Annotated in this window: 21 protein-coding genes and 1 riboswitch; of the genes, 2 read left to right on the top strand and 19 right to left on the bottom strand. The window is 72.0% G+C overall.

What is annotated here, in order from left to right:
• Nucleotides 1–44: 44 nt before the first annotated feature.
• The 8 genes from ACFQRJ_RS03355 to ACFQRJ_RS03320 form a co-directional block, all read right to left on the bottom strand.
• Nucleotides 45–827, bottom strand: a complete 783-nt coding sequence (locus ACFQRJ_RS03355; protein WP_377017018.1) for a polyprenol monophosphomannose synthase — start codon at nucleotides 825–827, stop codon at nucleotides 45–47.
• Complete coding sequence (gene lnt / locus ACFQRJ_RS03350) at nucleotides 824–2479, bottom strand: apolipoprotein N-acyltransferase (protein ID WP_377017016.1); 1656 nt, start codon at nucleotides 2477–2479, stop codon at nucleotides 824–826. Before lnt ends, ACFQRJ_RS03355 begins: the two co-directional genes overlap by 4 nt.
• Nucleotides 2476–3279 carry a hypothetical protein gene (locus ACFQRJ_RS03345; RefSeq protein ID WP_377017014.1) on the bottom strand — a complete coding sequence of 268 codons (804 nt, stop codon included), beginning with the start codon at nucleotides 3277–3279 and terminating at the stop codon, nucleotides 2476–2478. Before ACFQRJ_RS03345 ends, lnt begins: the two co-directional genes overlap by 4 nt.
• Nucleotides 3276–6410 carry a DEAD/DEAH box helicase gene (locus ACFQRJ_RS03340; RefSeq protein WP_377017012.1) on the bottom strand — a complete coding sequence of 1045 codons (3135 nt, stop codon included), beginning with the start codon at nucleotides 6408–6410 and terminating at the stop codon, nucleotides 3276–3278. The genes ACFQRJ_RS03345 and ACFQRJ_RS03340 overlap by 4 nt, the downstream gene beginning before the upstream one ends.
• On the bottom strand, nucleotides 6407–7375 hold the full coding sequence (locus ACFQRJ_RS03335; RefSeq protein WP_377017010.1) for a diacylglycerol/lipid kinase family protein: 969 nt from the start codon (nucleotides 7373–7375) through the stop codon (nucleotides 6407–6409). Before ACFQRJ_RS03335 ends, ACFQRJ_RS03340 begins: the two co-directional genes overlap by 4 nt.
• Entirely contained in the window at nucleotides 7372–8196 is an 825-nt protein-coding gene (tatC, locus tag ACFQRJ_RS03330) for a twin-arginine translocase subunit TatC (RefSeq protein WP_377017008.1), read from the bottom strand. The genes ACFQRJ_RS03335 and tatC overlap by 4 nt, the downstream gene beginning before the upstream one ends.
• A gap of 144 nt (nucleotides 8197–8340) precedes the next feature.
• Complete coding sequence (gene tatA, locus ACFQRJ_RS03325) at nucleotides 8341–8685, bottom strand: Sec-independent protein translocase subunit TatA (RefSeq protein WP_377017006.1); 345 nt, start codon at nucleotides 8683–8685, stop codon at nucleotides 8341–8343.
• Between the two features lie 116 nt (nucleotides 8686–8801).
• Nucleotides 8802–10841, bottom strand: a complete 2040-nt coding sequence (locus ACFQRJ_RS03320) for a WYL domain-containing protein (protein ID WP_377017004.1) — start codon at nucleotides 10839–10841, stop codon at nucleotides 8802–8804.
• Nucleotides 10842–10889: 48 nt separating this feature from the next.
• Between ACFQRJ_RS03320 and ACFQRJ_RS03315 the strand changes: the two genes are divergently transcribed.
• Nucleotides 10890–12017 carry a DUF3866 family protein gene (locus ACFQRJ_RS03315; protein WP_377017002.1) on the top strand — a complete coding sequence of 376 codons (1128 nt, stop codon included), beginning with the start codon at nucleotides 10890–10892 and terminating at the stop codon, nucleotides 12015–12017.
• A 141-nt stretch (nucleotides 12018–12158) separates the two neighbouring features.
• Here ACFQRJ_RS03315 and ACFQRJ_RS03310 read toward each other — a convergent pair whose 3' ends face one another.
• From ACFQRJ_RS03310 to fmt, 8 genes are all read right to left on the bottom strand, one after another.
• On the bottom strand, nucleotides 12159–12626 hold the full coding sequence (locus ACFQRJ_RS03310; protein ID WP_377017001.1) for a PH domain-containing protein: 468 nt from the start codon (nucleotides 12624–12626) through the stop codon (nucleotides 12159–12161).
• 5 nt (nucleotides 12627–12631) lie between these two features.
• Nucleotides 12632–13489, bottom strand: coding sequence for an ATP phosphoribosyltransferase (gene hisG / locus ACFQRJ_RS03305; RefSeq protein ID WP_377016999.1), 858 nt, complete (start codon nucleotides 13487–13489; stop codon nucleotides 12632–12634).
• 144 nt (nucleotides 13490–13633) lie between these two features.
• Complete coding sequence (locus ACFQRJ_RS03300) at nucleotides 13634–13897, bottom strand: phosphoribosyl-ATP diphosphatase (protein WP_377017272.1); 264 nt, start codon at nucleotides 13895–13897, stop codon at nucleotides 13634–13636.
• 81 nt (nucleotides 13898–13978) lie between these two features.
• On the bottom strand, nucleotides 13979–14206 hold the full coding sequence (locus ACFQRJ_RS03295; RefSeq protein ID WP_377016997.1) for a hypothetical protein: 228 nt from the start codon (nucleotides 14204–14206) through the stop codon (nucleotides 13979–13981).
• A 40-nt stretch (nucleotides 14207–14246) separates the two neighbouring features.
• Nucleotides 14247–14951: a nicotinamide riboside transporter PnuC gene (gene pnuC, locus ACFQRJ_RS03290; RefSeq protein WP_377016995.1), complete on the bottom strand. Its 705-nt coding sequence runs from the start codon at nucleotides 14949–14951 to the stop codon at nucleotides 14247–14249.
• A gap of 93 nt (nucleotides 14952–15044) precedes the next feature.
• Nucleotides 15045–15162: riboswitch (FMN riboswitch) on the bottom strand.
• Nucleotides 15163–15354: 192 nt separating this feature from the next.
• Nucleotides 15355–16041, bottom strand: a complete 687-nt coding sequence (gene rpe / locus ACFQRJ_RS03285) for a ribulose-phosphate 3-epimerase (protein ID WP_377016993.1) — start codon at nucleotides 16039–16041, stop codon at nucleotides 15355–15357.
• Nucleotides 16038–17711: an RsmB/NOP family class I SAM-dependent RNA methyltransferase gene (locus tag ACFQRJ_RS03280; protein WP_377016991.1), complete on the bottom strand. Its 1674-nt coding sequence runs from the start codon at nucleotides 17709–17711 to the stop codon at nucleotides 16038–16040. The genes rpe and ACFQRJ_RS03280 overlap by 4 nt, the downstream gene beginning before the upstream one ends.
• Entirely contained in the window at nucleotides 17708–18670 is a 963-nt protein-coding gene (gene fmt, locus ACFQRJ_RS03275; RefSeq protein ID WP_377016989.1) for a methionyl-tRNA formyltransferase, read from the bottom strand. Before fmt ends, ACFQRJ_RS03280 begins: the two co-directional genes overlap by 4 nt.
• A 193-nt stretch (nucleotides 18671–18863) precedes the next feature.
• Between fmt and ACFQRJ_RS03270 the strand changes: the two genes are divergently transcribed.
• On the top strand, nucleotides 18864–20078 hold the full coding sequence (locus ACFQRJ_RS03270; RefSeq protein WP_377016987.1) for an MFS transporter: 1215 nt from the start codon (nucleotides 18864–18866) through the stop codon (nucleotides 20076–20078).
• Between the two features lie 90 nt (nucleotides 20079–20168).
• On the opposite strand, the gene ACFQRJ_RS03265 is transcribed toward ACFQRJ_RS03270, so the two are convergent.
• From ACFQRJ_RS03265 to ACFQRJ_RS03255, 3 genes are all read right to left on the bottom strand, one after another.
• Complete coding sequence (locus tag ACFQRJ_RS03265) at nucleotides 20169–21905, bottom strand: SLC13 family permease (RefSeq protein WP_377016985.1); 1737 nt, start codon at nucleotides 21903–21905, stop codon at nucleotides 20169–20171.
• 141 nt (nucleotides 21906–22046) lie between these two features.
• A complete protein-coding gene (locus ACFQRJ_RS03260) occupies nucleotides 22047–24146 on the bottom strand; it encodes a primosomal protein N' (protein ID WP_377017270.1) in 2100 nt (699 codons plus the stop codon).
• A gap of 119 nt (nucleotides 24147–24265) precedes the next feature.
• Nucleotides 24266–24646 carry an FKBP-type peptidyl-prolyl cis-trans isomerase gene (locus ACFQRJ_RS03255; protein WP_377016983.1) on the bottom strand — a complete coding sequence of 127 codons (381 nt, stop codon included), beginning with the start codon at nucleotides 24644–24646 and terminating at the stop codon, nucleotides 24266–24268.
• Nucleotides 24647–24667 lie beyond the last annotated feature (21 nt).

Raw genomic sequence — 24667 nt, 5'->3', positions numbered from 1 at the left:
TTCCCTTCCTTCGTCCCATCCGGCGTCCACCGGAGGGATCCAGGCTAGCGCAGGCGTCCGAATAGCTGCTGGGTGCGCCGTGACAGCCCCCAGAGCGTGACCAGCACCAGAGCCTCCCGGACGATGCGCGGCGACATCTTGCTCGCGCCCTCCGTCCGCTCGTCGAAATCGATGGGCACCTCGCAGATCACCGCCCTCTCGTCCCGGGCCCGCCGGGTCATGTCCACCTGGAAGCAGTACCCCTGCGAGGCGATGCGCCCCGCCACGATCCGCTCGAGCAGCTCTGCGCGGAAGACCCGGAAACCGGCGGTCGCGTCGTGCACGCCCAGTCCCATCAGCACCCGGACGTAGCGGTTCGCTCCCCGCGAGAGCAGGAGGCGGGTCAGCGGCCAGTCATGGACGCGGCCCCCCGGTACCCAGCGGGACCCGATGGCGAGATCCGCGCCCCGGCGCACGGCCTCCAGCAGCGACGGAAGCTGTTCGGGCCGGTGGGAGGCGTCGGCGTCCATCTCCACCAGCTGCTGATAGCCGCGCTCCAGCCCCCACCGGAAGCCTGCGAGATAGGCGGGGCCGAGTCCCTCCTTGCCCGCTCGGTGGAGCACGTGGACGTGGTCGTCCTCGCGAGCGACGGCGTCGGCCCATTCGCCCGTGCCGTCCGGGGACGAGTCATCGACCACCAGCACATGGGCCGCGGGCACCGCCTCCCGCAGCCGCGCCAGCGTGCCGGGCAGCGCCGTGCGCTCGTCGTAGGTGGGGATCACGACGAGGGAGGGCGGCAGCGGTGCGGTCGATGGCCGCGGGCCCGGATCCGACCCGCGCGGGCTCATCCGTCCCTCCCGCGCCGGCTCCCGCCGCGGCCGCGCGACGGCGCCAGCGCCCGCCGACGGCTCGTGAGCGCGGCGAGGAACCCGGCCGCGCCGAGGGCGGAGATCCCGATGGCTATCCACGGGCCCGCCGCCACGGCGGGGGTGATGCCCGTGCGCAGCGGGACATCAGCGACCACGGAGCCCTGGTCCCAGTGGTCGACGAAGTCGAGCCGGCGGCCCTCCGGCGTGTAGATCGCCGAGTGGCCGACGGTCGAGACGTGGACGACGCTGCGGCCGGAGACGACAGCCATGACCTTCGCCTCGGCGAGCTGCTGTATCGCTTCGTGGGAATCGCCGAACAGGGCGTTGTTGGACTGGACCACGATGACCTCGGCGCCGTCCCGGACGACGTCCCGGACCAGGCCGTCGTAGGCGATCTCGAAGCAGATCAGGACGCCGGCGGTGTCCTGCCCCTGACCGAGGGCCGCCAGGTCCATCGTGCCGACCTCCTCCCCCGGGATCATGTCGCGGGAGACCAGGTCGACCTTGTCGCTGAAGGTCCGGAAGAAGTCGCGGTACGGGATGTACTCCCCGAAGGGGACCGGATGGCGCTTGGAGTACACGTAGGGCGAGGAGCCGTCGGGCGTGTAGAGCACCGACTGGTTCAGGCGCTCGGTCTCGCCGACGGCCGTCTGGGTGCCGATGAGGATGGGGGCGTCCGCGGCCGCCGAGGCCTCGGTGAGCTGCTGGGCCAGCGACGGATCCTGCCGCGGGTCGTAGCCGGTGGAGTCCTCGGGCCACACGAGGAGATCGAGCTCGTTCCCGGAGGCCTCCGCCTGGTCGATGGTGTCCTGCGTGACCGAGAGGTGGTTGTCGAAGACGTCCTCCGGCATCGCCAGCGTGGCCGGGTCGATCCGGTCCATCGACCCCTGGATGCCGCCGATCGCCATCGTCGGGCGGTCCGCAGGGGCACGGTTGACGGGGAACGGGACCACCACGGTCGAGAGGATCGCGGCGACGGCGACCGCGAGCGGCCACACGCCGGAGAATCCGATCAGCCCCCGGTGCCGGCGTCCCGTCAGCGACAGCGCACCGTGCAGCACCATCTGTCCCAGCAGGGCGACGGTGAAGGCGAGCCCGGGCACCCCGATCCAGGGCCCCAGGTTCAGCAGCGGCGAGTCCTGCAGCGCGAAGGCGCTGGACCCCCACGGAAGTCCTCCCCACGGCACGTGGCTGCGCAGGCTCTCCACGCCCGTCCACAGCGCGGCGACCACGATCGCGGAGGCGACGGTCAGGCCGCGGCGGAGCATCACCGTGCGGGCGAGCAGACCGAAGACGACGATGTAGAGCGCCTCGAAGATGCCCAGTGCGATCCACGGCATGGTGCCCGCGTAGGTGTCCGCCCAGACGGTCAGCGGGATGAAGAAGGCGAGGCCCCAGGCGAACGAGACCAGCGTCGCCACCCAGATCGAACGCACCAGCAGGCCCGCGGACAGCAGCGCGATCGCCACCGGCAGCAGCATCCACATCCCGTAGGGAGGGAACGCCAGCAGGGCGCAGCCGCCACCGGCGACGCCGCACACCAGAGCCGCCGGCCACGGCGTGGGGTCGAAGTCGTCGCGAGTGCGCCCCCGGGACGCTGCTGCGGCGGGGGCTCGGGTGGTCGCCGTCATCCCAGGACCTGCTCGAGGCGGTCGTGGACCACGATGCCACCGACCACCGTGCGCAGGGCGCGGGGCGTCCCCTGGTCCAGGTCCGGCAGCAGCGGGGTGCGCGAGCGCGGGTCCGTGGACCAGGTCTCGACGCGCTCGGCGCGCGACTGCACCGTGAGGTCCCACGGCTCCCAGAGGACGAACGTGGCCTCGATACCGGTCTGCAGGGATCCGGGATGCCGGCGGCCGGCGACGCGCTGCCCACCGCGGGTGGCGGCGAGGAAGGCGGCGCGGTCGCTGATGCGCTGCGCGGCCGGGCTGTGGCGGGCGGCGGCTCGGACCCAGTCCCAGGGGTCGGCGGCATCGCTGCGTCCCGCGGAGCCGAAGGCCAGCGGGACGCCCGCGGCCAGCAGGTCGAGGTAGTCGGCGCTCTCGGCGACCGGGGCGATGACGCGCACCCCGTCCCGCTCCCCCGTGGGACCGGGCAGGCGAAGCACGATCCCTCGTGCAGCGGCCTCGGCGTCCCCGGCGGGATCCGGCGCCGTGCCGTCCGAGGTCGCCGCGGCGTCGACGAACCCCGGGGTGACCAGACAGCCCGTCGCGTCCACCACGTCGGCGCCGTCGTGGATCCGGCGCGCCGTGTCCTCCGGGCCCGTCCACGCGATCAGTCCGTCCGCCACCAGCATCGCGGCGGCCTCGGGATCCTGGGCGCTGTAGAGGACGATCCCGGTGTAGAGCACGGGAGCGGCACGGTCGGTCGCGGTGCGGTCGTTCTCGGTCACGCGCTCCAGGGTCTCGTGCGCACCTGGGAGAACGCTCATCGATCGATCTCCTGGGCGACCAGCCCGCGTCGCACTCCCTGGATGGCGGCACGCGCGATCGCTCCGAGGCGCTCGTCGGCGGTGAGCTGGTCGAGCAGATCGATGACCTGCCGGCAATGGCGCACGAAGTCCCCGGGAGGCAGATCGCTGCCGTCCAGGGCGGCCGCGAGATGCGCCCCGCGGGCCCATCGGTGCACGATCGCCGCGACCGCCGGATCCGGCGGCGGGGTGGGATCGATGCCGTGGCGCGACTCCGCGCTCTGGAGCTCGGCCGCGATCCGGGCGGAGGCCGCCAGCGCGGCGTCGACCGCGGGATCGTCGATGACCTCCGGGGCCCGGTCGTCCCGGCGGGCCTCATGCACCGCGGCGGAGACCACTGCAGCCAGACCGGCGGGGTCCAGCCCGGTCCAGGCCCCGTGCTCCAGGCATTCCGCGATCAGGAGGTCACGGTCGCTGAACAGCCGCCGCAGCCGCAGCCCACTGGTCGTCGGCCGCAGCGTCTCCTCCCGCGTCTGCCCGAACTCACCGGACTGGTGCGCGTCCCCGCGGTCCGGGGGACTGTCCGCGGCCTCGGGGTGTGCTGGATCGTCGCGGTCCTCCGTCCCGTCCGCGCCCTCGCTCGTCCGTGCCAGGTAGCCCAGCTCGACCAGCAGATCGGCCAGGCGATCGAACTGGCGGGCCAGGGAGCTGGTGCGGCCCTGGATGCGCCGCTGGACGCCCTCGAGGTCGGTGCGGGCCTTCCGCCAGCGACCCACCCAGCGCAGGTGCGAGGCGAGATCCGGGCAGTCGCCGCAGGGGTGCGCGGCCAGCTCCTCCCGCAGCCGGAGCAGGGTCTCATCGGTCGCGGCGGTGGACGGCGGGCGCTCCGCCCGCCGGCGCACTTCCCGGCGGGCGTCATCATCGTGCCCGGCCAGACGCTGACGCAGAGCCGCGGCGGTGTCCTTGCGGACCTTGCCGCTGCCGAGCGCCTCGGGACGGGGCAGACGCAAGCTGTCGATGACCGCCGGCGGGGACTTCACGTCTCCCGGGCGCAGGCTGCGGCGGCGGCCCTCGGTGTCCAGCAGATCGATCTGCGGCCCCCCGAGCACGGAGCGGTCCACGTCCAGGACCACGCCGTAGCCGCGGCGCTTGCCGCCGGGCAGCGCGATGATCTCGCCTCGGCGCAGCCCGCCGAGCACCGAGCGGGTACGGTCCTGCTGCGCCGCGGACCGGGCGCGGGAGAGGGACTTCTCCCGCTCGGCGATGCGCTCCTGGATGCTCGCGTACTCGAGCAGATCACCGTGATCGCAGGTGATGGCCTCCCGATACGACTCGGCGGTGTCCTCGAGCTCGCGGGCGCGGCGGGCGAGCCCGACCACGGAACGGTCGGCCTGGAACTGGGCGAAGCTCATCTCGAGGCTCTCGCGGGCCCGGGAGAGATCGAACCGGTCCAGCAGGTTGACCGCCATGTTCGGCGTGGGGCGGAACGCGGAGTGCAGCGGGTAGGTGCGCCGTGAGGCCAGTGAGCCGACGGCATCCGCGTCGAACCCGGGCCCGGCGACCACGATGGCGTGGCCCTCGGTGTCGATACCGCGACGGCCGGCACGGCCGGTCAGCTGCGTGTACTCCCCCGGTGTCAGATCGGCGTGCTCGACGCCGTTGAACTTCACCAGCTTCTCGAGCACGACGGAGCGGGCGGGCATGTTGATGCCCAGCGCCAGGGTCTCGGTGGCGAAGACGACCTTGACCAGGCCGCGCGCGAACAGCTCCTCGACCACGGTCTTCAGCAGGGGCAGGATCCCGGCATGATGGGCGGCGTAGCCATCCAGGACGGCGCGCCGGAACGCAGCGATCCCCAGGACCTCCTCGTCCTCGACGCCGATCCCCTCGAGCCGCTCATCGAGGACAGCACGGATCTCGCGGCGCTCCTCGTCGTCGGTCAGCCGCAGCCGGGCCCTCGCGCACTGCTGGACCGCGCCCTCGCAGCCCGCGCGGGAGAAGATGAACAGGATCGCCGGCAGCAGTGCGGCGTCGTCGAGCAGGCTGATGATCTCGGGGCGTCGCAGCGGACGCGGGATGCCGCCGTACCCGCGATCAGCGCCACCTGCGCTGTCGCGTCCGCCGCGGTTGCCTTCGCGTCCGCCGCCTCGGGGGCCGCCGCGATCGCCGCGGCCGCCGCGCTTGTGCGGGGGCCGGTGCTGACCGGACCCGCGGGGACGATGCCTCCCGCGCGTGCCCTTGCGTCCGCTCGGTGATCGGCCGCGGCCGCCTCCGGAGCGTTCGTCCACCGGCAGCGAGAACGAGGTGACGCGCTCGATCTCCGGGTTCACCTGGCGCTGCCCGCGAGCGCCGGGGCCGTGGGAGACGACCGGCCTGCCCTCGGTGTCGACGAAGAGGTCCAGCAGTTCGTCACCGATCACCACGTGCTGCCACAGCGGGACGGGCCGGGTCTCGGAGACGACGATCTCGGTGGTGCCGCGGACCTCCTGCAGCCAGGCGCCGAACTCCTCTGCGTTGGAGACCGTGGCTGAGAGGGCGACCAGCTGCACCGAGGGGTCGAGGTGGATGATCACCTCTTCCCACACCGGCCCGCGCAGGCGGTCGGCGAGGTAGTGGACCTCGTCCATCACCACGAAGCCCAGATCCTCCAGGAGCGAGGAGTCCGCGTACAGCATGTTGCGCAGCACCTCGGTCGTCATCACCACGACATCGGCGTCGGGCCGGATCGAGGTGTCGCCCGTGAGCAGTCCTACCCGGTCGTGGCCGAGCCAGTCGACCAGCTCGCCGAACTTCTGGTTCGACAGCGCCTTGATCGGAGCGGTGTAGAACACCTTGCGCCCGCGGGCGATCGCGAGGTGCACGGCGAACTCGCCGACGACGGTCTTGCCGGCGCCGGTCGGAGCGGCCACCAGCACAGAGCTGCCATCCTCCAGGACCCGGCAGCCCTCGAGCTGGAAGTCGTCGAGGTCGAAGGGGTACCGGCGGGTGAAAGCACCGAGTTCGGAGGCGGCGAGCCTCTTCTCGGCCGCCCACCTCGCGTACTGCTCCGATGGCGAGGGCTGCTGCGACGGCGTGGGCGCGCCGGCCGGAGCCGGTGCCCCGTCCTGCGGAGCCGGTGAACTCGGGCTGTGGGGCTGATTCGGTGAGGTCACGAGATTCCTTCGCCGGTGCTCGCCTCCCCGGCGCGCGAGGCCGAGAGGTCGGCGAGCAGTCGCACGGCACCGGGCAGCACCCGGGCCGTGATGGGCAGCAGGGAGCGGGGCTCACCGTCGGCATAGGCGCGCAGCGCGCGCCCATGGCGGAGCCCGATCGTCACGTCGCGGACCGGGCGGATCCCCACCCCGTCGAGCGACGTGTGGGTGCCCCGGAAGACGCGGGGGAAGAAGCGCAGGAGATCGGCGCGGCCGAGTCCCTCGATGGTGAGCAGCTCCAGGGACCCGTCGTCGACGCGGGCCTCGGGCACCATCTGCATCCCCCCACCGTAGACGCCCGTGTTGCAGAGCGTGAGGACGGTGGCATCCAGAGCCGTGCGCTCGCCTCCGTCGACCTCGAGCCAGTACGGGAACGGCTTGAACGCGGAGAACTCGCGCATCACGGCCGTGGTGTACCGCACGGTGTGCCCGCGCTTGGAACCGTTGGCCCGCGCGTTGACCAGGGCGTCGAAACCGAGGTTGACGTTGCCCAGAGCCAGCGAGCGATGCGGCAGCGCGTGCTCCCCGGCGGCGACGATCTCGATCGCGTCGATCGCGACCACCGGCCGGGACAGGGCGTGCAGCAGCGCTCGCGTGGACTCCTCGGGATCATTGGCAGGCAGCCCCAGCGCGCGGGCGAAGTCGTTCCCGCTCCCGGCGGGGACGATGCCGAGCCGTACCGGGCTGCCGGCGACGATCTCCGCACCCAGGGAGACGGTGCCGTCACCTCCGACGACCACGAGCGCCGTGAGAGTGTCCCGAACTTCCTCAGCGCGAGCCCGGGCCACATGGGCCGAGGGGCCGGAGAGGTCGACGACCGAGATACCGGCCAGGCGCAGCAGGTGGCCGACCTGCCGTCCCACCCGATGTGCCGCGCCGCGGGCCGCAGTCGGGTTCGAGAGCAGCCCCACCCGGAGTCTGCTCACCGGCCGTCCGCATCATCGAGGTCCGAGGGGCCGTCGATCGGCTCCACCTCATCATCGAGGCGGCTGGCTTCGTCGTCGGCGAGATCCTCGTCCCCGCTGCGCTTGTCCTGGCGGCGGTCGTGGAGGATCGCGATGGCCACAGCACCGAAGAACAGGCTCGCGATCGCGAGCGACATCGCGATCAGTGTGAACGGCTCCGGTGTCGGCACCATGACCGCCGTGAAGCCGAAGCTGAGGAAGATCACCCAGCGCCAGGCCTTGAGCATGGTGCGTCCCCGGAGGATGCCGAGGAAGTTCAGCAGCACCAGCACCACCGGCATCACGAAGGCGATGCCGAAGGCGAGCATGGTCTTGACGAGCATGGCCAGGTACTCGTCGTACTTGATCAGCTGCTGGACTTCTTCTGAGTCGGGCGTGAAGCTGAGCAGGACGGGAACCAGCTGGTTCACGGCCCAGTAGCCGGCGACGCAGCCCAGGAAGAACAGCGGGACCGCGGCCCCGAAGAACCCCATGGCATAGCGGCGCTCGTTCTTGTGCAGGCCCGGCATGACGAACAGCCAGGCCTGGAGCATGATGATCGGTGAGGACAGCAGCAGGCCCGTGTAGGCGGACATCTGCAGACGGACGTTCAATCCCGTGCCCACGCCCTGGAAGTTCAGCTCAGCCTGCATGCCTTGGGCGGCGGCGAGCACGAAGGGCCGTTTCAGCGCTTCGAAGACCCAGGGGAAGACGAACCAGCCGACGATCGAGAGGATCAGGACGGCGACAGCGCTGATCACGAGGCGATTGCGCAGTTCGACCAGATGCTCCCCCAGGGACATCCGTCCTTCGGGATCCTTGGACCGCCGCGCCGCCGTCCGCCCACGTCCCTGCGTATCACTCGCCACGGGTCTGCTTCCTCCCAGCATTCTGGGTCCGGGCGATCACTCGCCCGGACCCGTCAACGTCGTTCAGCGACGAGGTGCTCAGTCGCGACGGTAGGAGTCGTCGTCCTCACGTGCGCGGACGGGCTCGCGATCGGCGCGCTCGGCCTCGTCGCGCGGATCGTACTCGCGGTCCTCGCGCGGACGGCGCTCCTCGCGCTCGCGATCGGCCCGGGAGGAGGCGGTGCGGCGGTCGACGACCTCGTCCTCGTCCTCATCCTCGGCCTTGCCGCGCTCGTCCCCGCGCAGCTCCTCCACCTCGCTCTTGAAGATGCGCATGGACTTGCCCATGTTGCGTGCCAGTCCGGGCAGCTTGTTGGCACCGAACAGAAGGATCACCAGCACGACCAGCAGGATGATCGCCCAGGGATTGCGAAATAGGTTCATGGAATTCCCTTTCAACTGCGCCGCGATGTCGCACGGGCGCACCCATCATCCCACAGCGGACTGGGCACTCGACGAGCCGCTCCGGGGCGGCCCGGCCCACCGCGCGGCGGGTCATCTCAGACTAGCGGCTGCGGCTCGTGGTGGCGGCCGGCTGCGGCCTGCGCCACGGTCACGATCGTGTCTCTCAGATCACGTGGCGAGAGGACCTCCACCGCGCCGGCGGATTCGAGGACGGCGTCGACCAGCGCGGCCCGGACCGGGCGGTCCAGGCGGGCGAAGGTGACGTCGTCCTGTCCGTCGCGCAGCTCGGCGGCATCGAACGACTCGGCCACCCAGCGTCCCGGTGGGTCCAGGCGCACCCAGACCTCCCCGTCCACGCGCCCCTCGAGCGCAGGGCCGGTGCTCGGTTCGGCACGCAGCGGCGGGGTCCCGTCCGGCAGGACCTCCACGATGCGGTCCAGACGGAATCGGCGCTCCCCGCCGGCGAGCTCGCACTCGGCGAGCAGATAGGAGCGGGCACCGTCGGTCTCGATCCGCAGCGGTCGGACGCGCCGCACGCTGGTCCCCGCGCGGTCGGCCGAGGAATAGCGGATGGTCAGGCGGCTCTCCTGGGAGTCCTCGTCCGCGCGCAGCGCGTGGTGGACGGCGGCGAGCACCGTCTCCGCCCGGTCGGCGGTGCGCGAGGCCATCTCGTCGGACGCGGCGGCGTCGGCCAGTTCGGCGCGGGTCGGCGGCGCCTCGGAGCCGCGCGCGGTCCCGTCGGCGTCGATAGCCCCGGCGTCGGGCACCTCCCCGAGGCCGGCGAGCAGCTTCCGGCGGGCGCCGGCGACGATGCTCTCCGCCTGCCCGGCCGACGGTTCGAGGGCGGCGAGGCCTGCCAGCAGTGCCGTGACCTCGACGGCGCTGAGGCGCAGAGCGCGGCGCAGCGGCTCCGCGTTGCGGACGCGGACGGTGCCGTGCTCCCACTCCGCCTCGATGAGGTCCTCCCAGCCGGTGCCCATGTCGCCGCAGACGAACAGCACCTGCAGATCGGTGACCAGCTGCTTCTCCGTGATGCCGAGGGCATCGGCGAGCTCACCGAGGTCGGCCTCCCCGCGGGACATCACATAGGACGCCTCGGAGATCAGCCGGGAGAGCAGATCGTTCCCGGTCGGAGTGGTCCGGATGCGCGGAGCGGGCCGCACGGTCGCGGCGTCGACGGCCGCCGTATCGGGCTCACCCGAATGCGTCTCGGCGATGGCCGAGAGGACTTCGCCCAGTTCGCGGCGCCAGGCGCTGGGCTCGACCAGCTCGACCCAGCGCACATCGCCGAGGACCAGCCTGCGCGCCGCCGGGCGGGGCAGGGAGGGCAGCTCGACGCGCTCCTCGTCCAGGGCCGCTCCGGCACGGTCACGGAGGTCGAGGGCCTTGTACGGGGCCGCGTCCAGCACGGCGACGGACTGATCGTCACTGTCGTGCATCTTCTCGAGCACGCTGGAGAGGTCCGTGTGCTCGGGCCGGGGCTGCGTGGCCGGGGCGCCCTGCGCCGGGAAGGACTCGATGCGGGAGGCACGGAACACCCGCGGGGCGGCGCGGTCGAGATCCCAGCCGTGGACATACCAGTGGCCATCGTGGACACCCACCACCCATGGCTCGACGGTGCGCTCTGCCGGGGCACCATGTGTGCCGCGATAGACGAATCGCACCGAGCGGGCCGAGGTCACGGCCTCCAACAGCGGTGTGAGCACCGGGAGCGACTCCACTGCGCCGCGCGGGGTGCGTCGCAGCAGATCGGGGTCCGCGTCGTGTCCGAGGCTGAGCAGCTTGGAGCGGACCCGGCGCGCGGCTCCGCCGGCGGCGGCATCGTCCCAGGCACGGCTCGCGGCCAGCAGCACCGTGTACTCCTCGGTGGTGAGGTCGAGGACGGCTCCGGACTCCGCGGCGTCGATCCGGTAGTAGACGGTGTTCTCGTCGAACAGGTCACGGTCGGTCACCAGCGGCAGACCGAGGTCGAGGATCGCCGCCTTGTCGCGCTCGAACATGCGCTCGGCGGCCTGCTCCGACGGGGCCTGGGCGTAATCGGGGATGACGGCGAACAGCTTCGCGCGATCGATGCGCCGGCGGGAGCCGATCGTCATGATCACGTTGAGCATTCTTTCCACACTCTTGGCAGCCACCTGCACAGACTAACCGTCCCCTGGCGCGCGCGGCCCTAAGCTGGGCCCATGCTGCGTTGGGAACGAGGAACGGTGACCGGGGTCCGAACGTCCTGGCACGGGGTCGAACGGCTGCACGTCGAGCTCGACGGCGAGGATGATGAGCCCGCAGGCGGTGAGACGGTCGAGGCGATCGCCTATCCGGAGCTGACCGGAACTCCCGCGCGGGGAGAACGCGTACTGCTGAACACCAATGCGCTCCGTCGTGAGCTCGGAACCGGCGGAGATGCCCTGGTGGTGGCGCGCCTCGACGTGCTGCCGACATCGGCGGAACCGGCCGGGCACATGATCAAGGCCCGGTACACACCGACGCAGACCATGGTCGATGCGATCGACGATCCGGACAGCGAGCACTACGAGACGATCCGGGCGGCGCAGGACATCGAGGGCATGCCCGTGGTGGTGGCGGACCTGCACTCGTCCCTGCCCGCGATCCTCGCCGGAATCCGTGCCCAGCGGCACTCGGCGCGCATCGCGTACGTCCACACCGACGGGGCCGCCCTGCCGGCGGCGTACTCGCGCGCCGCGGCAAGGCTCCGCGAGGCCGGGCTGCTCGCGGCGGTGATCAGTACGGGCCAGTCCTTCGGGGGCGACCTCGAGGCCGTCACGGTGCATTCGGCGCTGCTCGGAGCGCGGCACGTGGTCGCGGCCGACGTGGTGATCGCGGTCCAGGGTCCCGGGAATCTCGGTACCGGCACCGGGTGGGGCTTCTCCGGGATCCAGTCCGCCGAGGCGCTGCACGCGACCGCCGTGCTGGGCGGCACCCCCGTCGCCACGCTGCGGGTCTCCGGAGCCGACCCTCGTCGTCGTCATCGGGGACTCTCCCACCACTCCTCCACCGTGTACGGCCGGGCGACGCTGACCCCGGTGCATCTGCCGCTGCTCGAGCGCAAGTATCACAAGTACAACGGTTTTCATGCGTCGGTTCGCGAACAGGTGAAAACGTCGATCATGGAGCCTGCTCGCGCCAGAGGCATCGAGCACCAGCTCGCCGAGGTCGATGCACGAGGTCTGCGGGACGCTCTCGAGGACGTCCCGGTGCGGCTGTCGACGATGGGCCGCTCGCTCGCCGAGGACCCCGAGGCCTTCCGCTATGCGGCGATGGCAGGGCGCTGCGCCGCCTCGCTGATCCCCTAGCCCGAGGGAGCGGATGCCGGGACGCTGTGCGGACGGCACCGGAATCCGAGCCGCTCCCACCGGGGCCGTCCGAACCGGGGTCTTCCGAACCGGGGTCTGCCGGACCGGGGCTCCCGGACCGGTTCCGCAGACGTGGCGCACTCAGCCGACGTCGGGGGCCTCTCCACGTTCGCGCACCAGGTCGCGCAGCCGCCGGGCTGCCGCGATGCCGCGCTCACCGTCGTAGCGCTGGATCGCGTTCAGCGCCAGAGTCGTGCCGTCGGCCAGATCGAGGTGCGCCCACGGATCCCCCACCGGGAACCTGATGGCGAGGATCTCGGCCCAGTCCAGCGTGCGTGCCCGGAAGACGTTGCGCACCTCGAGGGAGTCCGGCCCGGCGATCAGCCGCACCGACGCCTCGAGGTGGCAGAAGAGGAGGATCAGCACGCCCACGGCCACCAGGCCGAGGCGGCCACCGAGCAGGAGACCGGGGATGACGACCGCACCTGCCACTGTCCCGCCGAGCACGACCACTCCCGTGATGTACCCGGCGATACGCACCATCCGCGGCCGGATCACGACGGTCGCCGGCTCCCGGCCGATGGGATGCTCCGGCTCCCTCGGATCCATGGTTCTCAGATACGGCAGGCCTGGATCGCCGTGACCAGGATCGCCCGGGCGCCGACGTCGTAGAGGTCGTCCATCATCCGGTGGGCGGCCTTGCGCTCGACCATCGCCCGCACGGCGTGCCACTCTCCCCCGTGCAGCGGGGAGACCGTCGGCGATTGGAAGCCGGGGGTGATCTGTACGGCCTGCTCCATCAGGGCGGTGGGGATGTCGTAGTCCAGCATCACGTGCTCTCGGGCCACCAGCACTCCGCGGATGCGGCGCTCGAGGACCTCGAGGGAGTGGGCCGCGGTCTCCTCCAGCTCCATCCCGGGCCGGGAGAACAGGACCGCCTGACTGGTCATGATCGGTTCTCCGAAGGGTTCGAGCCCTGCCTGACGCAGCGTCGTGCCGGTCTCGACGACGTCGGCGATCACATCGGCCACGCCCAGACGGATCGAGGACTCGACGGCTCCGTCGAGGTGGACCACCTCGGCGTTGATGCCCCGTTCGGCCAGGTAGTCGCCGACGAGGTTCTCGTAGCTGGTGGCGATCCGGGCGCCCTCCAGGCTCGCCACGTCCTCGCGCGTCCCGATCGGGGCCGCGAAGCGGAACGTGGAGCCGGCGAAGCCGAGCGGCAGGATCTCCTGCGCGGGAGTGCGGGAATCCAGCAGCATGTCCTGGCCGGTGATGCCGACGTCCACGGTGCCGGAGCCGACGTAGACCGCGATGTCCCGGGGGCGCAGATGGAACAGCTCGACGTCGTTGTCCTCGTCGAGGACGACGAGCTCCTTGGCCATGCCGCGGCGGCGGTAGCCGGCCTCCTGCAGCAGATCAGCGGCGGGCTCTGACAGGGCGCCCTTGTTGGGAACAGCGATGCGCAGCACGGATACTCCTTCGCCGCCGCGGGGCGGCGCACGGAACGGGGACGGATGGTGGTCAGGGGTGGAGAGGGGCGATGCTGACGTGCGGGCGAGTTGCGTGGGACCCGGCGACCGCCGGGCCCGACGGTCTCGCCGTCGGATCTCGGATCAGAGCCGGCCGTAGACGTCCTCGAGGGTGATGCCCTTGGCGACCATCATCACCTGCAGGTGGTAGATCAGCTGGCTGATCTCCGTGGCCGCGTCGTCATGGGTCTCATGCTCGCAGGCCATCCATACCTCGGCCGCTTCCTCGACGATCTTCTTGCCGATCCCATGGACCCCCGAGTCCAGTTCGCGGACGGTGCCCGACCCTTCGGGTCGGGTGCGGGCCTTCTCGGTGAGCTCGGCGAACAACGCCTCGAAATCCTTCACGGGGCGTAGCTTACGCGTCATGACGGGGAGGCTGCGTGCCCGGCCGTCGACCGGATGTCGACGACTCATGGACAGGCGATCTCACCGGGTGCTCGCGGTGGGATCCGGGGGCGGATGCTCCGTGGCCGCGTCCTGCTCCGGGGCTCGACTGCGGCCATGCGTCAGCCACCACACGAGCAGACCCGTCAGGGTCGCAGCGATGACCAGTCCCACCAGTGCGATGAACAGAAGGACGACCACGAACGGATTGCGGAAGAGGTTCAATGGGTACTCCTGTTCGTCGCTGAGCGGCCGCGTCGTTCGTCGCACGACCCGGGGTCCACGGTACGGGGACTCGCGCGCAGCGCGCTCATTCCTGGCGGACCGTCGGATCCAGGTGGGCTGTCTCGACGGTGACCCGTTCGTCGTGCTCGCGCCGGTTGCGCACCCGCCACCAGACGAAGAACCCCGTCAGCGTGAACACGCCGTAGAAGAGGTACATCAGGGCGCTGGCGTAGTAGCCCGCACTGACCAGCAGGGGGACGCCGACGATGTCGACGGCCACCCAGATCAGCCAGAACTCGACCCAGCCCTTGGCCATCCCGAAGGTGGCCAGGAGGCTGCCCACGAAGATCCACGCGTCGGCCCAGACGGGCTCGTAGGAGCCCAGGGCGCGAAAGATCGGGGTGAGCCCGGCGGTGCCGCCGACCATGGCGACGAGCAGGAGGATGCGGGTCCGCCAGGAGGCCCACTCGGGCTCGACGGCGGTGCCGCCCTCGTGCCGAGCCTGCTGCCAGCGGACCCAGCCGTAGATGCTGGTGGCGATGAACATCACCTGGCGGCCTGCCTGGCCGAGCAGATCCACGGTCCCGGCGCTGCCGAACAGGGAGCCCAGGAACACCGTCAGCAGCAGCGCGTTGCCGGCGATGCCGATGGGCCAGGCCCAGACCTTGCGGCGCATGCCGCCGAGCGCGCTGAGCAGGCCGAAGAGGTTGCCGAGAACCTCGCGCCAGAGGATGAACTGACCGCCCGCGAACTCGAGTCGCGCGTCGAAGAGCCACTGCAGAAGATCCATGCCGGTCCTTTCTCCGCCGATGCAGTGGCTCCGGGGGGAAAAGGGGTTCCGGCAGGCCGCCGGGAGGCGCCAGGGCGCGCCGGCGACATGCAGGACGTGCGCCTCTCATCCAGGCTGTACTGTCGGTGCCGGAATTCCACCGGCTCCACCGCCGAAGCGGGTCGCGGACTGTCACCGCCGGCTCGGACTTTCACCGACCCCGGAGCACGTCACTGGTCGTGACGGGACAATGCTAGCCGCCTCGCGTCGTGACCGGCGGGCCCGTGGCCGAGTGTGGCGAACGCCCTCCCGCCGGGGCAGCGGGCACCGGTCAACCCCGACGATTCGGGGGCTGAGCCCCCCCCCGATCGCTCGGGCTCCTATGGCACGGACTTCACGAGCCCCGGTGAGCGGCGTGCGAGGTTCAGTGACCCCCGTGGCCTCGCGCCAGCTCCCGCAGGGCCGTGATCTCCTCGGCGGCGTCCTGGGCCTTGTAGATCGCGGAGCCGGCGACGAACACGTTCGCTCCTGCCTCGGCGCAGCGTTCGATGGTCTCGCGGCTGACCCCGCCGTCGACCTGGATGGACACCTCGAGGTTGGCCTCGCTGATCGCGCCGCGGGCGCGGCGGATCTTGGGCAGCATCGTCTCCAGGAAGCTCTGCCCGCCGAATCCGGGTTCGACGGTCATGATCAGCAGCATGTCGAACTCGCCGATGACGTCCAGCAGCGGTTCCACCGCGGTGGCCGGGCGCAGCGCCACGCCGACGGCGGTGTTCTTGCGGCGCAGTTCGCGGGCGAGCTTGATCGGCGCCTTGGCGGCCTCGAGGTGGAAGGTGACCGAGTCCGCGCCGGCCTCGGCGAAGGCGGGGGCCTGGCGGTCGGCGTCCTCGATCATCAGGTGAGCGTCCACGGGGATGTCGCTGCGTCCCACGATCTGCTCGACGACGCTGGGGCCGAAGGTCAGGTTGGGCACGAAGTGGTTGTCCATCACGTCCACGTGGACGCTGTCGGCGCTGGCGATCTTGTCCAGCTCGGTGCCGATGCTCATCAGGTCCGCGTTGAGGATGCTGGGGTGGATGTACTGGCCATCGGTCGAGTACGGGGAGTTCATGAGGGCGAGGTTCCTTCCGCGAGGGGGATCGGGTGCTTGCGCAGCAGGGAGATGTACATGGCGTCGGTGCCGTGCACGTGGGGCCAGAGCTGCACGGCGGGCCCCTCCCCGAGGTCCACCTCGTGGGCCTTGGCCGGTTGGATCGCGGCGCGCACGGCGTCTCGGGCATCGAGCTGCTCGACATCCTCACGTCGGGAGAGGACGTCGGTGACCACGAGTCGGGTCTCGGCGAGGTGCGGGGAGCACGTCACGTAGGCGACGACGCCTCCGGGCGCGGTGGCGTCCAGCGCGGAGGTCAGCAGGTCGCGCTGGAGCACGCCGAGGTGGCCGATGTCCCCGGGCGTGCGGCGCCAGCGGGACTCGGGGCGGCGGCGCAGGGCGCCCAGACCCGAGCACGGCACGTCGACCAGGACCCGGGAGAAGTGCCCGGGCAGTTCCGCACCGATCTCGGTGCCGTCGGCGGTGCGGGTGGTGATCTCGCAGCCGGCCTCCTGCAGGGGCGCGATGGAGCGGTCGACGAGTTCGGTGCGGTGGGGCTGGACCTCGACCGCGAGCAGGTCGGCATCGTGGTCGATGGTCAGCCCGCCCAGCAGGGCCGTCTTTCCTCCGGGGCCCGCGCACAGGTCCAGCCAGTGGGCATCGTCCGCACGGACGAGATCGTCCGCACCGAGGGCGAGGGCGAGCGCTGCGAGCTGGCTGCCCTCGTCCTGGACGGCGACCCGGCCCTGCTTGACCGGGTCGATGCCGCCGGGGTCCCCGGACGGCCAGGAGGCGGCGAAGATGCTGAGCTCGCCGGCGCTCGCGCCGTGGTCGATGAGCTCGTCGAGATCGATGAGGCCGGGGCGCATGACCAGGGACACTGCCGGAGCGGCGTTCTGGGCGGCCAGCAGCTCATCGATCTCGGACCGGTCGCGACCGTTGCCCGCGAGGGCGTCGGTGAGCGCCCGCACCACCCAACGGGGGTGGGAGTGGACCATGGCGAGATGACCGGTCAGGTCACGCTCGCGAGCTGGAGCGACCTCGGCGATCCACTCCTCCAGGGGCTTCTCCCCCACCCGGCGCAGGATCGCGTTGACGAAGCTCGCGGCGCCGGCGCCCACCTCCGAGCGGGCCAGTGCCACGGTCTCGGAGGTGGCGGCATGCGGGGCGACGGTCATGTCCAGCAGCTGATAGGCGCCCAGGCGCAGCACGTCCAGCAGTGCCGGGTCGACGTCGTCCAGCGGGCGGTCGATGCAGGCGGCGAGGATCGCGTCCAGGCGACCCTGGGCGCGCAGGGAGCCGTAGAAGAGCTCGGTGGTGAAGGCGGCATCGCGACCGGAGAGCCGATTGCTGCGCAGCAGGCGCGGAAGGACGAGGTTCGCGTACGAGTCCTCCTCGCGGACCAGGCGCAGCCCTTCGTAGGCCACCTGCCGAGAACCGGTGGCGCGGCGACCGCGCTCGGAGGGCCGTGAGGAGGACCAGCCACGGCGGGGGCCGCCCTGGCCGCGGGAACCCGAGCGCTCCCGCCCCTTCGCGTCGCGACCGCCGGAGGGGGCCGTCCCGCGCCCCTCCTCCCGGCGGGCCCGGTCATCGCGGCCACCGCTGTCGCGGGCACGAGCGTCTCGGCCACGACCATCACGGCTGCGGTCGTCGCGACCGGCGTCCCCCCGTCTGCGGCGCTGGTCGTTCATGCCTGCTCCTCGTCGTCGTCCAGATCGTGTGCGAAGGCGGCGCTGCTGCCCTCGCCGAGGGCCGCGCCGCGGGCCCAGTCCGCTGCCCGCATCGGCCGCTTCCCTGCCGGAGCGACCGTCGCCAGGGCGACGACGTCCGTGCCGGTGCCCACGAGCACCTGGCGGCGGGTGGTCTCGATCCGTCCCGGCGGCACGGGCGGGTGCTCGGGCGGCGCTTCCAGACCGAGAACCTTCAGGCGGGATCCGGCCAGGACCGTCCAGGCTCCCGGGTGCGGGCTCATGCCGCGGATATGGGCACTGACCTCGTCGGCCGGGCGGGTCCAGTCGATCCGGGCCTCGGCCGTGGTCAGCTTCGCGGCATGCGTGGCCAGCGAGTCGTCCTGCGGGGTGAGGGTCGCGGTGCCGGCTTCGAGGGCATCCAGCGCGGACAGCAGCAGATCGGCTCCCTCCTCGGCCATCCGGGCCAGCAGCTCTCCAGAGGTCTCGTACTCGCCGATCGAGGTCCGCGCGGTGGCGATGACGTCGCCGGTATCGAGGCCCTGCTCGAGGCGGAAGACGCTCATACCGGTCTCGCGCTGCCCGGCCAGAACGGCACGCTGGGCCGGGGCGGCGCCGCGCCAGGCCGGGAGCAGGGAGAAGTGGAGGTTCAGCCAGCCGTGGGCAGGGATGGACAGTGCTGCCGGCGGGACCAGGTTCCCGTAGGCCACCACGGGGGCGGCGTCGGGCGCGAGCTCGCGGATCTGCTGCTGGGTGTCCTCGTCGCGGAGCGTCGCAGGGGTCAGCACCGGTACCCCGGCCTCGAGGGCGAGGGACTTCACAGGACTGGGAGTGAGCTTGCGGCCGCGCCCCGCGGGGGCGTCGGCTCGGGTGAGTACCCCGACGACGTCGTGGTGCGAGTCGAGCAGGGTGCGCAGGGAGGGAAGGGCGGCCTCGGGGGTGCCGGCGAAGAGCAGACGCATGATGCCCCGAGTCTACGGGGCCGACTCCCCGGACCGGCAGCGCTGGATGCGCCGACCGGACAGGTGCAACCAGCAGGACGAGCGGCCCGGATCCTCGGCGGGCGCCTGCTTAGAGTGGGCATATGTCGAACCCGGTCCGCGTCGTCCGCTGAGGGACGCCGCCCGATGGATCTGCTGTGAGGGGCGTGGTGTGATGCTCGACGAGCACCGGCCCGGACACCCGGTCGGCAGCCCCGCGTACCGGCGCATGCTCGTGGCTCTGGTGTGCGCGGGCATCGCCACCTTCGCCCAGCTCTACTCCCCGCAGGGAATGCTGCAGCTGATCTCCGCGGATCTCGGCGTCGGCCCCGAACAGGCGGCGCTGACGGTCTCGGCCGCGACCGGCGGCCTCGCTCTGGCCGTGGTGCCCTGGTCCTTCGCGGGAGACCGGATCGGGAGGCTGCGGGCGATGGTCCTCGCGGTGTCCGCGGCCACGACGCTGGCGCTGGTCGCGGCGTGGGCACCCAGCTACGAGCTGGTCCTGGTGCTGCGGCTGCTGGAAGGTGCGGCTCTGGGCGGTATCCCGGCGCTGGCCATGGCGTACCTCTCCGAGGAGGTGGACGAGCAGGCCCGGGCGATCGCGGCGGGCTGGTTCGTGGCGGGAACCACCGTCGGCGGGCTCCTGGGACGCGTGGTCGCCACTCCGATCGCCGATGCGCTGACCTGGAGGGCCGGGATGAGCGCCGTCGCGCTGCTCTCGGCCGCCGCTGCCGCCGCCTTCGTGCTCACGGCCCCGCGGGAACGGCGATTCGTGCCGCCGGACTCCGGGACGGGTTCCCGGCGATGGGCTCCCCGGGCGGCGCGCCTGACCCGCACGCTGCGCGATCCCGGCCAGCTCGTCCTGTTCGCGTGCGCATTCCTGCTCATGGGTGGCTTCGTCGCGATCTACAACTACCTCGCCTTCCACCTCACCGCGGCGCCGTACCGGGTGTCGGCGGGCGTGGTGGGGCTCGTCTTCCTCGCCTACCTCGGCGGGACCGTCTCCTCCCCCGCCGCCGGGCGTCTGGCCACCCGGTACGGCCGGCTGCCGGTCATGCTCGCGGCGATGGGTGTGATGCTGCTCGGGCTCCTGCTGACCATCGCCGGGCCCCTGCTCCTGGTGCTGGTGGGCCTGCTGGTGATGACAGGCGCCTTCTTCGCGGCGCACTCGATCGCGAGCGGCTGGGCAGGGGCCCGGGCCGAGGGGGCGCGCTCGCAGGCGACGGGACTGTACAACCTCGCCTACTACGCGGGCTCCAGCGTGCTGGGATGGAGCACGGGCCACGTCTACGAGGCGTTCGGGTGGCCCGCCACCGTGGCGGTCGTGGGAGCCGGCGTGATCCTCGCCGCCGCACTGGCGCTGGGAGTGCTGCGCACGCAGGGCGGATGACGCCGGAGCCCTGCGGCCGGAGGGCCGGGACGACGGGCCGCGGCGCCCGCAGCCGGCCGCTGCGGAGTCCGGCGCGCGACCGGCGCGAGATCAGTAGACGAGCCCGAATACCCAGACCGCGAGGGTCATGGTCGCCGCGGTGATCAGCACGATGCCGATCAGGTTCAGCCATACTCCCGCCTTGGCCATCTGCGGGATCTGCACGTATCCCGAGCCGTAGGCGATCGCGTTCGGCGGGGTCGCCACCGGCAGCATGAAGGCCGAGGTGGCGGCCAGCGCCACCGGGATCGCCAGCAGCATCGGGTCGATACCGATCCCGGTGGCGACCGCGGTGGCCACCGGCAGGAATGTCGCGGCGGTGGCGGTGTTCGAGGTCAGCTCGGTGAGGAACAGGATGCCGGCGGCGGCGATCACCACGATCAGCACCATGGGCAGTCCGCCGAGCTCCTGGGTGACCTCGCCGATCCAGTCCGTCAGCCCGGAGCTGGTGAACTGGGCGCTGAGGGCGAGACCGCCGCCGAACAGCAGCAGCACGCCCCACGGGAGCTTCACCGCCGCCTCCCAGTCCAGCAGGCGCACCCCGCGGGCCGCTCCGGCCGGGAGCAGGAACAGCAGCAGGGCGACGAGCATGGCGATGCCCGCGTCGCTGATGGGCGGGTCCCCCTCGCTCACCAATCGCCAGATCAGGGGGACGAACACCCAGCTGAGGGCTGCGAGCACGAAGATGGTCAGCACACGGACCTCTCCCGAGGAGATGCTGCCGAGCTTGCGGCGCTCGTCCCGGATCAGCTCCGCCCCGCCGGGGATCTCCGTGATCTCGGGACGGAAGATCACCTTGGTCAGCAGTACCCACGCGATCGCCATGAACACCAGCGCCAGCGGAGCTCCCACGACCATCCACCGGCCGAAGCCGATGGTGACGTCGAAGTCCTGGCTCATGTGCGCGGCGAGCAGGGCATTGGGCGGGGTGCCGATGATGGTGGCCAGCGAACCGATCGAGGCGGAGTAGGCGATGCCGAGCATCAGCGCGGCCCCGAAGTTGGAGCGGACGGCCTTGCTGGCCGTGCCCTCGGCCGACGGGTCGGGATCGACGCCTTCACCCGGCTCCTCGCCCTTGGTCGCGGCGTCCTCGAGGCGGAGCTTGTTCACCAGCAGCAGCACCGAGACCCCGATGGGCAGCATCATCACCGCGGTGGCCGTGTTGGAGACCCACATGGAGATGAATCCGGTCGCGACCATGAAGCCGAGGATGAGCAGCGACGGGCTGGTGCCGATGGCGGCGACGATCGCGAGGGCGATACGTCTGTGCAGGTTCCAGCGCTGCATGGCCAGCGCCAGCATGAAGCCGCCCATGAACAGGAAGACGATGTTGTTCCCGTAGGAGCCGCCGACGTCGTCGAAGCCGACGTCGGTGTTGAGGACGGGGAAGACCACCACCGGCACCAGGGCCGTCGCCGGGATCGGCAGCGCCTCCGTCATCCACCACACGGCCATCAGGACGGCGGTGGCGGCCGTGAGCCGGGCGGCGTGGGGTGCCTCGGCCGGCATGATCAGGTAGATGACCACGGCGGCCACGAGCCCGACGGCGAGACCGAGGCGCCGGACCAGAACGGTGCGGCCCGGCGCGGCCGGCGCCCGCTCCCCCTCGGAGAGATCGTCCCGGTTCCCGTCCCCTTCGGCGTGCTCGGTCTCGACGAGGTCGTCGCGCCCTCCGGGCCTGTCGCGTCTCTCGGGAGTGCCGCTCTCGACGCGTCGGTCCCCTCCGGCACGTGCGTCCTGTCCCTCGGGCCCCTCAGGAGTGCTGGACGTCGTCGGTCCCTCGCGCATGATCTGTGCCCTCCGTCGCCTCGTCGCGATCTCTTCGGTGCGACCGATCACACTACGGGACGTCGGCGGCGGAGGCGAGCAGGCCGGTGCGGGCACCGCCCCGAGGCACGGTCGCGACGCCGACGGGACCGCGCCTCGGGGTCAGAACACGTCGGGCGGATCCAGGCGCACCCGCAGCGACCCGCGAGCCTTGCGGGCCGAGCGCGCGGCCACGCCCGCTCGCAGCGCATCGGCGAGCTCACGGGAGCGGCGCGGGTCCAGACGCACCACGGCCCGGGCACGGCCTGCCGACTCCGGCTCCTCGAGGTCGACGGGGCCGAACACGTCGGTGCCGTCCGGCAGATCCGTGGTCTCCAGGTAGTTGCGGCAGGCGTCCTTGTCACCGACGATCTCGGCGACCCTGCTGAACGGAGGCAGGTCCAGTTCCCGGCGGTCGGCGAGGACGCGGTCGAGGAACACCCGCGAGCGATGGGCGACCAGGTCACGGATCGCAGGCAGTGTGGCGGTGCCGACGACCAGCACGTGCCCGCCCTCGTCCGCGGTGCGCACCAGTGCGATGGCGTTGCGCCAGCGGCGCACGGCCTCGACGTCGGCATCGAAGGCGGCGCGGGCGAGCATGGCGTCGGCGTCCAGGAGCAGTGCGGCGGCAAAGCGACCCGGGGGTGCGGGCTCGGCGCCCGGGGTGGCGACCACGATCCCGTGCTCAGGGACGTTCTCGTCCTCGAGCGCACCATGGGCGCCGCCGGCGACTTTCAGCGGGACGTCGGGAAAGCCGCGGTGGAGCTCCTCGGCGGTGCGGGTGGAACCGATGACCATGGCACGCACCTGGGTGCGGTCGCATTCGGGGCAGCGATACCCGTCCTCGCGGCGCCCGCACACCCGGCAGTGCAGCGGGCCGCTGCGTCCGGTGACCGACAGCGGGGCGGCGCAGTTCGGGCAGTGGGCACGGGTGCCGCAGAAGGTGCAGGCGATGGCCGGTACGTATCCGCTGCGCGGGACCTGGACGAGCACCGGGCCGCGCTCCAGTCCGCGCCGGATCACGCGCATCGCCTCCTGGGGCAGCCGGGAGCGCCCGGAGGGGCCCTCCCGTTCGCGGAGGTACTGGTCCATGGCGACGATGTGCGGGCGCACGGCGGTCACGGGCGCCGGGAGCGGCTCGAGCCGGGCCAGGTAGCCCGCCTCCGCGAGTGCCTGCAACGGGACCGAGTCGCTGGCCGCCAGGAAGAGCAGGGCGCAGCGCTGCTCCGCGGACCGGCACTGCAGGACGGTGCGGACGTGGGGATACGGGGCGCGGGGCTCCTCGAGCAGGTCGTCGGCCTCGTCCCAGCAGATCGCCAGGGCGAGGTTCGCCACCGGTGCGAAGGCGGCGGAGCGGTTTCCCAGGACCACGCGGGTGGCGCCCCGGAGGATCCGGCGGAACGTGCGGTAGCGCTTCTCGGGGCCCTCGGTGCCCGCCAGGATCTCGTGCTCGATGCCCCTGTCCGCCAGGACCCGGCTGAGCCGGGCGATGTCCCGCTGGTCCGGGGCGATGACGAGGGCTCCCTGATCGGGCCCGAGGTCGGCGATGGCGTCGGCCGCCACGACGGTCCAGGGATCGGCGGCGTCGAGGGTGATGGTGGCACGTGGCACCGGGCCGGTCGGCTGCCCGGCGCGGGAGATCAGAGCGGCCAGGCCGGGGTAGCGATCGCCCGGGCGCGGCGCGGGAGCCCCCGTGTCCGCGTCGTCGCCGACGTCCTGGCCGGCAGCCTCATCGCCGGCGGCGCCGTGGCCGGCATCCTCTCCGTCGGCGTCCTCGCGATCGGAGGCCTCGGTGTGGGCGTCCTCGGAGGCCTGCTCCTGCTGGACCGCCTTGTCCTCCGCGGCGCGGTCCGCCTTCTCCGCGCGGGCATGGCGCGGCGGGAGGGCCAGGCGCAGCACATCCCCCACCGTGCCCGCGCAGCGCTGGGCGACCTCCTCGCAGACCCGCATCATGGCCGGCGGGACCACGACGTCCTCGGAGACCAGGCGGCGCAGGGGCGCCAGGGGGCGGTCGGTCGACGCCTCGGCGTGCCGCCCCAGCACGATGCCTTCGGTGTCCTTGCCCGAGAAGCGCACCCGTACCCGCATACCGGGCCCGGCTGCGGCGGTATCGGGGGTGACGGCGTACTCGAAGGGACGGTCCAGATGCGGCAGCACGCCCACCAGGCGCACGCTGGCCACGGGAAGCTCGTCGACGACGTCGAAGCCTGCGGTGGTGCGCAGCGTCCCGTCCCGGGGCGCCGATCCGCGTTCCGGGGCGGGAGGTTCGGGGGCGACGGGGGCTGTGAAGAGGCTCTCCTGCTCCCCGAGCGGTCCCACCGCCGCCGGCGTGGCGGACGTGTTCAGCGCTTGTGCACCGCCACCAGGTCGCACACGAAGATCAGGGACTCGCCGGGGGCGATCACGGGCGGTGCGCCCATGTCGCCGTAGGCGAGCGAGGCGGGGATCTCGAGGCGGCGGCGCCCGCCGACCTTCATGCCCTGGACGCCCTGGTCCCAGCCGGTGATGACCTGGCCGACGCCGAGCTGGAAGCGCAGCGGCTCGCCACGATCCCAGGAGGCGTCGAACTGCTCGCCGGTGGAGTGGGAGACGCCCACATAGTGCACGTCGACGACGTCGCCGCGGGCGGCCTGCTCGCCGTCCCCGACGATCAGTTCACTGCTGACCAGCTCGGTGGGCGCGGGGCCTTCGGGGTGCTCGATCTCGGGCTTGCTGCGATCCATGGGTCCTCCTGGGATGTGCGG

The organism is Brachybacterium sp. GCM10030252 (assembly GCF_042666535.1).
Lineage (GTDB): Bacteria > Actinomycetota > Actinomycetes > Actinomycetales > Dermabacteraceae > Brachybacterium.
This window is presented reverse-complemented; position numbering and strand designations above follow the sequence as displayed.

Coding starts and splice junctions, on each gene's coding strand:
- rpe (WP_377016993.1), bottom strand. CDS start 16,041: ATGAACTCCCCGTACTCGACCGATGGCCAGTACATCCACCCCAGCATC.
- ACFQRJ_RS03345 (WP_377017014.1), bottom strand. CDS start 3,279: ATGAGCGTTCTCCCAGGTGCGCACGAGACCCTGGAGCGCGTGACCGAG.
- pnuC (WP_377016995.1), bottom strand. CDS start 14,951: ATGGATCTTCTGCAGTGGCTCTTCGACGCGCGACTCGAGTTCGCGGGC.
- tatA (WP_377017006.1), bottom strand. CDS start 8,685: ATGAACCTATTTCGCAATCCCTGGGCGATCATCCTGCTGGTCGTGCTG.
- fmt (WP_377016989.1), bottom strand. CDS start 18,670: ATGCGTCTGCTCTTCGCCGGCACCCCCGAGGCCGCCCTTCCCTCCCTG.
- ACFQRJ_RS03280 (WP_377016991.1), bottom strand. CDS start 17,711: ATGAACGACCAGCGCCGCAGACGGGGGGACGCCGGTCGCGACGACCGC.
- ACFQRJ_RS03265 (WP_377016985.1), bottom strand. CDS start 21,905: ATGCGCGAGGGACCGACGACGTCCAGCACTCCTGAGGGGCCCGAGGGA.
- tatC (WP_377017008.1), bottom strand. CDS start 8,196: ATGTCCCTGGGGGAGCATCTGGTCGAACTGCGCAATCGCCTCGTGATC.
- ACFQRJ_RS03255 (WP_377016983.1), bottom strand. CDS start 24,646: ATGGATCGCAGCAAGCCCGAGATCGAGCACCCCGAAGGCCCCGCGCCC.
- ACFQRJ_RS03270 (WP_377016987.1), top strand. CDS start 18,864: ATGCTCGACGAGCACCGGCCCGGACACCCGGTCGGCAGCCCCGCGTAC.
- ACFQRJ_RS03315 (WP_377017002.1), top strand. CDS start 10,890: ATGCTGCGTTGGGAACGAGGAACGGTGACCGGGGTCCGAACGTCCTGG.
- lnt (WP_377017016.1), bottom strand. CDS start 2,479: ATGACGGCGACCACCCGAGCCCCCGCCGCAGCAGCGTCCCGGGGGCGC.
- ACFQRJ_RS03355 (WP_377017018.1), bottom strand. CDS start 827: ATGAGCCCGCGCGGGTCGGATCCGGGCCCGCGGCCATCGACCGCACCG.
- ACFQRJ_RS03310 (WP_377017001.1), bottom strand. CDS start 12,626: ATGGATCCGAGGGAGCCGGAGCATCCCATCGGCCGGGAGCCGGCGACC.